Source organism: Cytophagaceae bacterium (genome assembly GCA_016722655.1).
Classification (GTDB): domain Bacteria; phylum Bacteroidota; class Bacteroidia; order Cytophagales; family Spirosomataceae; genus Leadbetterella.
On the sequence record JADKIR010000004.1, the window covers coordinates 1,622,687 to 1,634,599 of the forward strand.

General features: G+C 38.9%; 12 protein-coding genes. 6 read left to right on the forward strand and 6 right to left on the reverse strand.

Going from position 1 to position 11,913, the window contains the following annotated elements; genetic code table 11:
* Positions 1-33 precede the first annotated feature (33 nt).
* Positions 34-1,005, forward strand: a complete 972-nt coding sequence (locus tag IPP61_07465) for a DUF4382 domain-containing protein (GenBank protein MBL0325004.1) — start codon at positions 34-36, stop codon at positions 1,003-1,005.
* A 59-nt stretch (positions 1,006-1,064) separates the two neighbouring features.
* Here the strand turns inward: IPP61_07465 and IPP61_07470 are convergent, their stop codons facing one another.
* From IPP61_07470 to IPP61_07495, 6 genes are all read right to left on the reverse strand, one after another.
* Complete coding sequence (locus tag IPP61_07470) at positions 1,065-1,898, reverse strand: elongation factor Ts (protein MBL0325005.1); 834 nt, start codon at positions 1,896-1,898, stop codon at positions 1,065-1,067.
* Between the two features lie 105 nt (positions 1,899-2,003).
* Positions 2,004-2,951, reverse strand: a complete 948-nt coding sequence (gene rpsB, locus IPP61_07475) for a 30S ribosomal protein S2 (protein MBL0325006.1) — start codon at positions 2,949-2,951, stop codon at positions 2,004-2,006.
* A gap of 215 nt (positions 2,952-3,166) precedes the next feature.
* Positions 3,167-3,553: a 30S ribosomal protein S9 gene (gene rpsI / locus IPP61_07480; protein ID MBL0325007.1), complete on the reverse strand. Its 387-nt coding sequence runs from the start codon at positions 3,551-3,553 to the stop codon at positions 3,167-3,169.
* A gap of 25 nt (positions 3,554-3,578) precedes the next feature.
* Entirely contained in the window at positions 3,579-4,025 is a 447-nt protein-coding gene (gene rplM / locus IPP61_07485) for a 50S ribosomal protein L13 (GenBank protein MBL0325008.1), read from the reverse strand.
* Between the two features lie 346 nt (positions 4,026-4,371).
* Positions 4,372-4,857 carry a hypothetical protein gene (locus IPP61_07490; GenBank protein ID MBL0325009.1) on the reverse strand — a complete coding sequence of 162 codons (486 nt, stop codon included), beginning with the start codon at positions 4,855-4,857 and terminating at the stop codon, positions 4,372-4,374.
* A 140-nt stretch (positions 4,858-4,997) separates the two neighbouring features.
* The gene (locus IPP61_07495; GenBank protein MBL0325010.1) at positions 4,998-6,161 is read right to left on the reverse strand and encodes a 2-isopropylmalate synthase; all 1,164 of its coding nucleotides are present in this window, start codon (positions 6,159-6,161) and stop codon (positions 4,998-5,000) included.
* 252 nt (positions 6,162-6,413) lie between these two features.
* Here IPP61_07495 and pyk point away from each other — a divergent pair, with 252 nt between their 5' ends.
* The 5 genes from pyk (at position 6,414) to IPP61_07520 (ending at position 11,912) form a co-directional block, all read left to right on the forward strand.
* Complete coding sequence (gene pyk / locus IPP61_07500; protein MBL0325011.1) at positions 6,414-7,871, forward strand: pyruvate kinase; 1,458 nt, start codon at positions 6,414-6,416, stop codon at positions 7,869-7,871.
* 164 nt (positions 7,872-8,035) lie between these two features.
* A complete protein-coding gene (gene pdhA / locus IPP61_07505; GenBank protein ID MBL0325012.1) occupies positions 8,036-9,055 on the forward strand; it encodes a pyruvate dehydrogenase (acetyl-transferring) E1 component subunit alpha in 1,020 nt (339 codons plus the stop codon).
* Between the two features lie 129 nt (positions 9,056-9,184).
* Positions 9,185-9,880, forward strand: coding sequence for a tetratricopeptide repeat protein (locus IPP61_07510; protein ID MBL0325013.1), 696 nt, complete (start codon positions 9,185-9,187; stop codon positions 9,878-9,880).
* Positions 9,881-9,962: 82 nt separating this feature from the next.
* Positions 9,963-10,442: a 6,7-dimethyl-8-ribityllumazine synthase gene (locus IPP61_07515; GenBank protein ID MBL0325014.1), complete on the forward strand. Its 480-nt coding sequence runs from the start codon at positions 9,963-9,965 to the stop codon at positions 10,440-10,442.
* 141 nt (positions 10,443-10,583) lie between these two features.
* A complete protein-coding gene (locus tag IPP61_07520; GenBank protein ID MBL0325015.1) occupies positions 10,584-11,912 on the forward strand; it encodes an aspartate kinase in 1,329 nt (442 codons plus the stop codon).
* Position 11,913 lies beyond the last annotated feature (1 nt).

Consider the following 11,913-nt stretch of genomic DNA (forward strand, 5'->3'; position numbering starts at 1 on the left):
TAAACAAATTTTTAAACACTAATTGGAAAAATTATGAAAGCTAACAGATCAAATTCAATCATCACATTGTGTGTTAGTCTTGCATTATTTTCATGCGAAAATGGCGTTTTTGGGCCTAAAGGTGACATTAACGATACAAGCAAACCACAGGGAAATCTATCGGTTGCTATTACTGATGCCCCCATTGATCAGGCCGAAGTGACAGGTGCATTTGTGACTATTACCAGTGTTAAAGTGGACGGAAAAGCACTTTCTGGTTTTAAAGGACCTCAAACGGTTAACTTGTTGGCTCTTCAAAATGGTAACTCGCTTAATCTGGGCACCCAATCAGTTGCTGCAGACCAATATTCCAAGCTTACTTTGGAGATTAATTCTGAAACAGACGCAAACGGTGTTGCTCCCGGAAGTTACATTACCCTGGCTAATGGCACCAAAGAAAAACTGGAACTTTCGGGAAATGGCAAAACGGAGATTGAGCTAAAGCCAAAAAACTTTGAGGTTACCGAAAATGGTAATACAGAGATTATTGTAGATTTTGATTTAAGAAAATCAATTAAGTCAAAAAATAATGATTACGCATTTGTAACACTCGGAGAGTTGAAATCGGGAGTGAGAGCAGAAGTAAAAGCACAGACAGGCACTCTGAAAGGAAAAATTGACAATTACGGGGCTATTGGGTCTAAAGTAATCGTTTATGCCTATCAGAAAGGTACTTTTAATGGAAATGCTGAAATCAACGGGCAGGGTAGTAGTGATATCAAATTTTCCAATGCCGTATCGAGTGCTGTGGCCGATGGCGGAGGAAACTTTACGCTGGCATTTCTACCTGCCGGAGAATATGAGATTTATGTGGAAAAACCGCAGTCAACAGGCCTGGGATTAGGAGTTAATACGCTTTTGGAGTTGACAAGTGATACAAATTTAAAAGCCCTTGCCGTAAATGCCAATGCCCAAACTAACGTATCGCTTTCTGTAAAATTAGGTGGTATTTTGGGTTTTGATTGATTTTAAATAAAAAAAAAGAGGAGTTTTGGCTCCTCTTTTTAATATTTATTGGATAGGAATTACCCAATCACAACTCTCTTAAATGAAGCGATTTTCGCACCTTTTACGGTTTTCTCAACCAAAGCAGCAATAGTCAAAGAAGGATCTTTTACAAACTCCTGGTTCAACAATGTTTGCTCTTTGTAGAATTTGTTCAGTTTACCCATTGCGATTTTCTCAAGCATAGCTTCAGGTTTTCCTTCCTGACGAGCCTGATCTTTACCAATTTCGATTTCTTTTTCTACAATAGCAGGATCAACATCACCTTTGTCAAGACCAACAGGCTTCATAGCAACGATTTGCATCGCAACGTCTTTTCCAAGATCATGTACATCAGCACCGCCAATGTTTTCGAAAGCTACAATTCCGGCTGCTTTTTTGTTGCTATGAATATAAGCCACAACTTGCTCGCCTTCAACATGGTGGAAAGCAGATACTACTATTTTCTCACCGATTTTACCAACCAATTCAGTGATATTTTCCTGAACTGATTTGCCGTTTTCCAGATTAAGACCTAAAAGTGTCTCTGCGTCTTTTGCATGGTGTTTTACACCAGCTTGCAAGATTTCAGCAGCAAGGTTTTTGAAGTCTTCAACGTTTGATACCGGCTCAGTTTCACATGCAAAAGCCAATACTTTGGCACTTTTTCCGCTATCACTTACATCTACCAATACCACTCCTTCCGAAGTTTCATTATCTGCACGTTTGGCAGCCACTTTCTGACCTGCTTTACGCAATATTTCAACGGCTTTTTCAAAATCACCCTCAGCTTCAGTAAGGGCTTTTTTGCAATCCATCATTCCGGCTCCTGTTAATTGACGTAGTTTGTTTACGTCAGCTGCAGTAATATTCATTTTTATATTATTTTTATGTAAATAAATTTTATGTCTTGTTTAAAACGAACAGCCCAAAGCGACGCTTCGGGCTATTCAAGTATTATTTCGAAGCGAAATATTTTCTTATGCTTCTGCTTCCTCTGTTGAGGCTTCAGCTGCAGGAGCTTCAGGAGCGGCTTCTTCTGCTACTGGAGCAGCTTCAACTACAACTTCTTCTACAACCGGGGCCGCTTCAGCTTCAGGAGCTGCATCAGCAGTTTTTACTCTTTTTCTTTTACCACCTTCTGAAGATTCTTCACCTCTGTTTACTACTTCTCTGGCAGTATCAACGGCTCTTTTAGCATCTTCTTCTTCCTGAAGAGCGGCATTTTCTTTGTCAGTTTTTCTTTCAAGAATACCTTCTTCGATAGCCTTACCGATAGCAAGTGTAATCAATGAAATCGATTTGTAAGCATCATCGTTAGATGGTATAGCAAAGTCAACGATTTCAGGATTTGAATTGGTATCGCACATGGCAACAACAGGAATACCCAATCTTTTGGCTTCTGCTATAGCAAGGTGCTCACGTTTGATATCTACTACAAATATGGCAGCAGGAAGTCTTGAAAGGTCAGCTACACCACCCAACAATTTTTCCAATTTGGCTTTTTCACGACCCAGCATCAACTTTTCGCGTTTTGCGATGTTGCCGGCAGTGGCCTCGTCAGAAAGCATTTTGTCGATGTTGTTCATCTTCTTCAATGATTTCTTGATAGTAGTGAAGTTGGTCAACATACCACCCAACCATCTTTCAGTTACGAAAGGCATTTTAAGACGGTTAGCTTCTTCTGATACTATTTCCTGAGCTTGTTTTTTGGTAGCTACAAACATCACTTTACGTCCTGAGCGAACTACGCTTTTAACGAATGCCTGAGCGGCAGCGATGGCTTCCAATGATTGATTGAGGTCAATGATGTGAATCCCGTTTTTCTCCATGAAGATATAAGGAGCCATTCTTGGATCCCATTTACGGGTCAGGTGACCAAAGTGTACGCCTGCATCTAAGAGGTCTTTGTACTGAATTTGTGCCATTTCGTTTGTTTTAATTGTAAAAAAATTTATTGAATTTGCAGCACAGCACATCGGGCACGATAAGTACTGTCTGGACGGATATAATTAATAATGGGCTAATTTGTTAATGTGCTAATTAAATTTACAACCTTTTGGTTTTTAGTTAATTAGAGCAATGTGCCTCATTCAAGAAAATTAGCACATTACCGCATTGCCACATTAGCACATTAATAATATTAACGTTTCGAGAACTGGAATCTCTTACGTGCTTTGCGGCGACCGTATTTTTTACGCTCAACCATACGCGAATCACGGGTTAAGAATCCTTCTTTTTTCAACGGAGGGCGGTTTTCAGTGTCTGCTTCGCACAATGCACGTGCGATTGCCATTCTTATGGCTTCAGCCTGACCTGCAATACCACCACCTCTTACGTTTACTTTCAAATCAAATTTTCCTGTAGCATTTACTGTATCAAATGCCTGATTGAAAATAATCTGAAGTACTTCGGTAGGGAAGTAGTTTGACAATTCACGACCGTTTACCTTCACGTCACCTGTACCAGGTTTCATGTAAACACGGGCAACGGCTGTTTTTCTTCTACCTACGGTATTAATTACCTGCATTTTATTTTAATTTTTAAAATTCTAATTAATTGATTTCGAGAGTGGTTGGTTGTTGAGCCTGATGAGGGTGCTCACCGCCTTCATATACATAAAGGTTGGTGTAAAGTTTGCTGCCCAATCTGTTTTTTGGAAGCATACCTTTCACTGCCATCTCCACTACTTTTCTACCATCCTTAGCCATAAGCTCTTTAGGAGACGCGAAACGCTGTCCACCCGGATGACCTGTGTGACGAGTATAAACTTTATCAGTCATTTTTTTACCGGTAAGTCTGATCTTCTCGGCATTGATGATGATTACGTTATCTCCACAGTCAACGTTTGGTGTGTATGATGTTTTGTTTTTTCCTTGCAGGATGTTGGCCACCTGACTAGACAAACGACCCAAAATTTTATTTGAGGCATCTACTACTACCCACTTTTTCTCGACGGTCTTGGCATTAGCCGAAATCGTTCTATAACTTAATTGATCCACGATTGCAATTTTTTATACGTTAATTAATCAATTTAAAAACACAATTCGCCGGGCATACCCAAATAGCTTTCGACTTTTTATGTTTTCTTTTCTAATTATAAGGTGCTTAAAAAACACAAAAATCAGGATCGGAACTTCCTCATTTCTTATAACTTACATAGCCTTTTTGGAGCGGGCAGCACCAAGAAGGCGGTATTTGGGGCTGCAAAGATAGAAAAATGTTTTCTTATTACAAATAATCACTCTAAAATTCTTAAGAAAATTTCAGGACATAATCATTTGGTAATAAAACATTAAGCCCGGCACTCTTTCAAGGCCGGGCTTAAAAGATTTTTACTATCAGCATTTATTTATTAATTACTTCAATTTCAGTTATTCGAAATGGTAAAGCACTGTCATAAGATACTGGAGTATTGGTTGGTTCTTCCGGTTTGTCCCAGGTGTTTTTGAGTTTTTCGAAATTATCTTTTGAAATATATGTATTTCCACTAACCCTCACTAATGTATTGCTTTTAAGATTTGCAGGTAAATTACAAGGCCTAAAACAACATAATCCACGTTTTTCTTTATATCCTGGAATGCTAAATGAAACTCTTGAAGACTTTTCTGACCAATTTAGGGTATCTCGCAATGACAATTCATAGGCTTTTGTTTCATCATCTCCGCTTATCCAATATTCCCCATTTTTTACTGTAACCAGCACCACGGGATTTTCCGGATCACATATAGAAAATTCTTTGAGTATTTTCTTATCTTCAGAACAAGATAGAGAAATGATTAACACAAAAGAGGCGAAAAAAATATGTGATTTTATTTTCGGATTTGATTTCATAAGTTGTTTATATTTAATTATTTGTTAAAAATATGTATGAATATTATAGTAAGCAACAAATAATTATTTTACGGTTGGAAATAAAACAATAAGCCCGGCACTCTTTCAAGGCCGGGCTTAAGCTTAAGGTTTAACAGATTTTATTGTTCTACTTCTTCGAGCATTGGTCTTACCAATCCTACCAAATCCTTATCATTTACTTCTTTTATTTTGTCAGCCAAAATCAGGAATTCATCATAAATTTCGTCAAGCTTTTCTTTAGTGGCTTTAAATCCAAGTAATTCCATCCGGTGTTTGATGGCATGGCGTCCACTTCTTGCAGTCAAAACTATGTCTGACTTATCCACGCCAACTTCCTGAGGCGTCATAATTTCATAGTTGAGGCTATGTTTCAGGAAGCCATCCTGGTGAATACCCGAAGAATGTGCAAAAGCATTTCTACCCACTATGGCTTTGTTGGCCTGCACGGGCATACGCATCGTTTTTGATACCAAATGGCTCAAAGGAGCAAGGTTTTCGGTTTTGATGTTGGTGTATAACCCCAAGTCCTTATGTACTTTGAGGGTCATCACTACTTCTTCCAATGATGTATTGCCTGCTCTTTCACCAATTCCGTTGATGGTTACTTCCACTTGCCTTGCACCCGCCTGAATCCCGGCGATAGTATTGGCAGTGGCCATACCCAGGTCATTGTGGTTGTGCATTGACAATATGGCTTTGTCCACATTGGGAACATTATTTACAAGATAACTGATACGCTCAAATGTTTGATTGGGCAGCAAATACCCGGTAGTGTCAGGAAGATTGACCACAGTAGCACCAGCTTTTATAACAGCTTCAGTGAGTCTGGCTAAAAATTCGATATCTGCACGGCCAGCATCTTCGGCATAAAACTCCACGTCGTCGGTAAATTGCCTCGCATATTTTACAGCATCAACTCCTCTTTGTAAAATCTCGTCACGATTGCTGTTAAATTTATATTGAATATGAATGTCAGAAGATCCAATTCCCGTATGTATTCTTGACCTTTTTGCAGGTTTCAGGGCTTCGGCAGCCACTTCTATATCTTTTTTTACGGCACGGGTTAGACCACACACGGTTGCGTTCTGCACTACTTTCGATATTGCTTCCACAGCTTTAAAATCGCCCGGGCTCGAAATCGGGAAACCGGCTTCAATGATATCTACTCCTAGCAGGTCGAGTTCACGTGCAATCATCAATTTTTCTTCAATATTTAATTGACATCCCGGCACTTGTTCACCATCTCTTAATGTAGTATCAAAGACAAAGATTTTCTGGCTCATGTTATATTTTTGTAAAATGTTTTAAAAAACGCGAAGCAAAAGTAAAGAAAAAAGGAAATCTGAAAAATTATTAAGTGGCGTATTACTCAAATTAGGAATAATATGCTATACTATTTACAACATTCTGAAATTTTATTCTGTAAGTGTAAACATATATTTTTATTTTTGCACCTTAATTGGAAATCATATAAGAACAAAAAACTGTTGTTTGGGAAATAATAAGCCATTTTGCAGAAAAATAACCTTTAGTTTATGAATAAAAGAACAAAAATTGTTGCTACGGTAGGGCCTGTATCAGAGAGTGAAGAAATGCTTTTGGAACTGGCAAAAGCCGGAGTAAATGTATTCAGGTTAAATTTTTCACACGGAACACACGTTGATCACAAAGAAAGAATTGATAAAATCAGAAAGATAAATGCCGAGCATGGCTTCAACTGTGCCATTCTTCAGGATTTGCAGGGACCTAAGATCAGGGTTGGAGAAATGGAGGGCGGTAATGCCGGAGTAATGCTGGTGGCTGGTCAAAAATTTATTTTTACCAATCAGGATGTAGTCGGTAATGCAGAAAGAGCAAGTACTCCATATAAAGGAATGTACCGTGATGTTACCATCGGTGACAGAATTTTGATGGACGACGGAAAACTCGAAGTTAAGGTTGTTGATATCGACAAAGAAAAACAGGAGGTAATCACTGAGATTATTTTTGGTGGATTGTTAAAACAAAAGAAAGGTGTTAATCTTCCCAATACTGCCATCTCACAGCCATCGGTTACTGAAAAAGACTGGAAAGACCTTGATTTTGGATTGGCCAATGACGTTGACTGGATTGCACTTTCATTTGTAAGAACAGCCGAGGAAATCATAGAAATTAAGAATTATATAAAATCAAAGGGATCGCAGGCAAAAGTAATCGCTAAAGTAGAAAAGCCCGAAGCTATCCAGAATATGGATGCAATCGTTGAAGCTACCGATGCCGTTATGGTAGCCCGGGGTGATCTTGGGGTTGAAATTCCATCAGAAGAAGTACCTATTATCCAGAAAAAACTGATACACGCCTGTCATCTGGCAGCTAAGCCTGTAATTGTGGCTACACAAATGCTAGAAAGTATGATAGAAAGCCCTACGCCTACAAGGGCTGAGGTAGGTGATGTAGCCAATGCAGTTTTGGATGGTGCCGATGCAGTAATGCTTAGTGCAGAGAGTGCTTCAGGCAAATATCCATTGCTTTCAGTCGAGACAATGGCCAAAACCATCATGTATGTTGAGGAAAATGGCGATCCGGCCAGGCTTTATGCCCGTCATCATACAAGAGTAAGTAAAGACTATTATGAGTCTGTAAACAAAGACAATGATAACGTAATCATGATGGGTTGTCGTCTGGCACGAGATCTTAATGTAAAAGCCATCATAGGGGTTACTTCATCGGGCTTTACAGCGTATCGGTTGTCTCACCACAGACCAAAAGCCAATATTTATATTTTTACAAATAATGAAAAACTACTTACCCAGCTCAGCCTTTTCTGGGGTGTGGTGGCATTTAATGTAATTGCCCTGGAAGCAAAAAATGAATCTGAATTAATCGATAAAGCCAACAGGTTTTTAGTAGAAAAAGGGCTGATGCAAAAAGGGGACAAATATATCAACACCCTTTCGGTGCCATTGATGAGAGATAATCGCACCAATACCGTGAGATTGAGTATTGTGGAATAAGCATTAAACAAAATGAATTTCGCCCGGTTAATATTTTCCGGGCGTTTTTGTTTTAACCCCTGGCTTGAAATCTTAATAGCAACAGTTTTTAACAATAATTTTTATACATAAATTTTTAATCCTTATTTTTGCAGTCCAAAAATTATTAAGCCAATAAACAGACTATGGCAGCGACAAAAAAGAAAGAAGCAGCGAAAGTAAAGTACTCAAAAGAGCAATACATGTATTGGTATGAATCAATGCAGCTTCAACGCAAATTTGAAGAAAAGGCCGGTCAGCTTTATGGCCAGCAAAAAATCAGAGGTTTTTGCCATTTATATATTGGACAGGAAGCCTGCTCTTCAGGTTCAGTTTCTGCACTTACCAAAGGCGATAAATATATCACAGCCTATCGTGACCACGGTCATCCCTTGGCTTTGGGTACCGACCCCAACAAAATTATGGCTGAGCTTTATGGTAAGGTCACAGGTACAACTAAGGGTAAAGGTGGCTCTATGCACATTTTCGACAAAGAAGTAGGTTTTATAGGTGGACACGGTATCGTAGGTGCTCAAATACCAATGGGGGCCGGAATAGGGTTTGCTGAGAAATACCTCAACACAGGTAAAGTATGTATCTGTTATTTTGGTGATGGAGCCACTCGTCAGGGTGCTTTGCACGAGGCGTTCAATATGGCCATGACCTGGAAGATTCCTACAATTTTTGTAGTTGAAAACAATGGTTACGCCATGGGTACTTCTGTAGAGCGTACTTCCAATGTACGTGAGCTTTATACCTTGGCCGAAGCTTACGATATGCCAGCTGAGCCTGTTGACGGCATGGACGTTGAAATTGTTCATGAAGCCGTTCAGAGAGCTGCTGAAAGAGCAAGAAAAGGAGAGGGTCCTACTTTTCTGGAGTTCAAAACTTATCGCTACAGAGGTCATTCGATGTCAGACCCGCAAAAATACCGTACCAAAGAAGAGGTAGCTGAGTGGAAAATGAGAGATCCAATTGAGTTGATAAAAGACAGGATGTTGAAAAACAAAATTGTAACTGTCGAAGAACTCGATGCCATTGATGTGAAAATCAAAGGTCAGGTTGATCAGGCGGTCAACTTTGCAGAAGAATCACCATGGCCAAAACCCGAAGAGGCGTTTGAAGATATATATGTACAGTCTGATTACCCTTTCTTAAAAGAATAAATCATTGATTTTAAAGAATTAGATTTTGGATCGACAATCCCTGTTTTCAATTTTTTATTTATAAAAATTAATATTATCAGGAGGTTTTTCCTAAATTTGCACTCTTAAAATTTTTAGAACGCATACAAAATGGCTAAAAAAGACAATCACGGCATCGAAATAATTGAAAATGCCGAAGAATTGAAAAAAGAATTTTTCAAATACGAACATCTTCTCGAAAAAAACCAAAAAACACTTTACATCATTGGTGGAGTGATTTTAGCTATAGTTGCCGGTTATTTCGGATACAAATATTATTCAGAAACCAAAGAGAAAGACGCTCAGACAGCCTTGTACGATGCTGTGTTTTCCTTTGAGGCTGATTCATTATCAAAAGCTCTGAAAGGTCAGGGAGGTAACGAAGGTCTTTTGGCAGTGGCTGATGATTATTCTGGAACTAAAGCTGGTCAGCTGGCTGGGCTTTATGCAGGTATTGCTTTGATGAACCAAAGCAAATTTGCCGATGCAATTCCTCAGTTGGAAAAATTTTCGGCCGGTGATCAGGTTTTGCAAGCCAAAGCTTACAGCTTGATTGGTGATTGCTACATGGAAACAAAAAAAGTGGATGACGCCATAAAATACTATCAAAAAGCTGTTGACTATCAGCCAAGTAAGTTTTCTACTCCCGGATATATGATGAAACTGGCCAATGCCTATGCTGAATCAAAAAATGCCAAGTCTGCTATTGAAGTTTATACTGATTTAATCAATCAATTTCCAACAGTTACGGAAGCTTTATTGGCTAAGAAGTATAAATCGAGATTAGAAACCGAGATTGGCGAGTAACCGCGATTAAGAAAAAATTAAATAATCAAGGATAAGCCAGTCTGGTTTATCCTTTTTTTATGTAAAAAAATCAAAAATTTCAATGGCATCAGTTCATAAAAACCTAAGTATTTTTAAAGATGACAACCTTCCGGATATTAGCTGGAAAAAGTTTGTTGTATTAGTTGCCGAATGGAATGACGACATCACAGAGCCCTTGGCACAGGGTGCAGTCGACACATTATTAAAATATGGGGCAAAAGAAACTCATATTAAAAAAGTGTACGTGCCCGGTACTTATGAGTTGAGTTTTGGTGCACAGGTTTTTGCACAAAAAGAAGATGTGGATGCGGTTATAGCTATTGGTTGTGTGATACAAGGCGAAACCAAACACAACGACTACATCAATCACGCTGTGGCCAATGGTCTTACCGAAGTATCATTAAAATACAACAAGCCTGTGGTTTTTGGAGTGCTCACGCCCAATACCCACCAGCAAGCAGTGGATAGAGCAGGTGGTAAACATGGAAACAAAGGCGATGAAGCAGCAATAACAGCTATTAAAATGTTGGGAATAAGTTGATTTATGATGGATTCGATTTACGATTGATTTGATTTACGATTTTTCTAAATAGTATTGTTTAAAAAAAATCAGGATTGAACAAATCAAAATCGTAATTTTTGATAAAACCTTTTTAGAAATAAAAAAATATAACATATAAAAATGCAAGTTTGGAAATTTGGGGGTACATCAGTAGGGAAACCCGAAAGAATGCAGTCGATCCGTAACCTTGTAACGGAAGATAAAGGACAAAAAATAGTAGTACTATCAGCTCTTTCGGGCACTACCAATAGCCTGATAGAAATTGGAGAGGCTGTAAAATCAAAAAGTGGAAAAGCCACGGAGATCATTATTTCTCTAAGAGCCCATTACGACAAATTTATTACTGAATTGTACAGTACGCCTGATGGTTTGGCCAAAGGGAAAGCGATTGTGGAAAAAGAGTTTTCTTTTATTGTGTCTCTTAGCCAGGTGGCTGACTTTGGACTGAAACAAGATAAGGAATTGGTAGCTCAGGGCGAAATTCTTTCTACCCAAATGTTTTCAGCCTATCTTGAAGAACGTGGCGATAGCGTGGTTTTGATTCCTGCCCTCGATTACATGAGAATTGATGCTGATGGTGAACCAGAATTTGCTTTGATAGAAAAATTATTAGCAGATAAACTGAGTACTTGTTCAGAAAAGCAAATAATTATAACCCAAGGCTTCATTTGCCGAAACCCTGCCGGAGAGGTTGATAACCTCAAAAGAGGTGGTTCTGACTATACCGCTTCACTGATTGGAGGTGCCGTTGTGGCAGAAGAAATCCAGATATGGACCGATATTGATGGCATGCATAACAATGATCCGCGGATTGTTAAACGTACTTTCCCGGTGAGAGAGTTGAGTTTTGAAGAAGCAGCCGAATTGGCTTATTTTGGTGCAAAAATACTTCATCCATCCACCATCACACCAGCTAAAATGAAAGGCGTGCCCGTAAGGCTTAAAAACACTATGGAACCATCAGCCCCCGGTACATTAATTACCGCAAACAATACCGTAGAGGCTGATATTAAGGCGATTGCAGCCAAAGATAACATCACGGCAATTTATGTACATTCTACCCGTATGCTCAATGCCTATGGGTTTTTAAGAAGAGTTTTTGAGATTTTTGAAAAATACAAAACTCCGGTTGACATGATTACCACTTCTGAAGTATCGGTGGCTGTTACCATTGACAATTCAGATAATCTGGATAAAATCACTGCTGAGTTGAGCCAATTTGCTGACCTCGAAGAGCATGACCGCAATCAAAGTATCATTTGTATTGTAGGAGATTTCAAAGCCGATAAGTCGGGTATTGCCATCAAAATTCTGGAAGCTATGAAAGAAATTCCGATCAGGATGATTTCTTATGGTGCTTCTGAGCATAATGTGTCGCTTTTGGTTGATTCCAAAGACAAAAATGCCTCACTTAATGCCTTGAACGAAGGACTTTTTACTTTTGAATAAA

What these genes read in the sequence shown, in the direction of transcription:
- rpsB (MBL0325006.1), bottom strand. Translation starts at nt 2,951, where the DNA reads ATGGCACAAATTCAGTACAAAGACCTCTTAGATGCAGGCGTACACTTT.
- IPP61_07495 (MBL0325010.1), bottom strand. Translation starts at nt 6,161, where the DNA reads ATGAGCCAGAAAATCTTTGTCTTTGATACTACATTAAGAGATGGTGAA.
- rpsI (MBL0325007.1), bottom strand. Translation starts at nt 3,553, where the DNA reads ATGCAGGTAATTAATACCGTAGGTAGAAGAAAAACAGCCGTTGCCCGT.
- IPP61_07520 (MBL0325015.1), top strand. Translation starts at nt 10,584, where the DNA reads ATGCAAGTTTGGAAATTTGGGGGTACATCAGTAGGGAAACCCGAAAGA.
- IPP61_07510 (MBL0325013.1), top strand. Translation starts at nt 9,185, where the DNA reads ATGGCTAAAAAAGACAATCACGGCATCGAAATAATTGAAAATGCCGAA.
- IPP61_07470 (MBL0325005.1), bottom strand. Translation starts at nt 1,898, where the DNA reads ATGAATATTACTGCAGCTGACGTAAACAAACTACGTCAATTAACAGGA.
- IPP61_07465 (MBL0325004.1), top strand. Translation starts at nt 34, where the DNA reads ATGAAAGCTAACAGATCAAATTCAATCATCACATTGTGTGTTAGTCTT.
- pdhA (MBL0325012.1), top strand. Translation starts at nt 8,036, where the DNA reads ATGGCAGCGACAAAAAAGAAAGAAGCAGCGAAAGTAAAGTACTCAAAA.
- pyk (MBL0325011.1), top strand. Translation starts at nt 6,414, where the DNA reads ATGAATAAAAGAACAAAAATTGTTGCTACGGTAGGGCCTGTATCAGAG.
- IPP61_07515 (MBL0325014.1), top strand. Translation starts at nt 9,963, where the DNA reads ATGGCATCAGTTCATAAAAACCTAAGTATTTTTAAAGATGACAACCTT.
- IPP61_07490 (MBL0325009.1), bottom strand. Translation starts at nt 4,857, where the DNA reads ATGAAATCAAATCCGAAAATAAAATCACATATTTTTTTCGCCTCTTTT.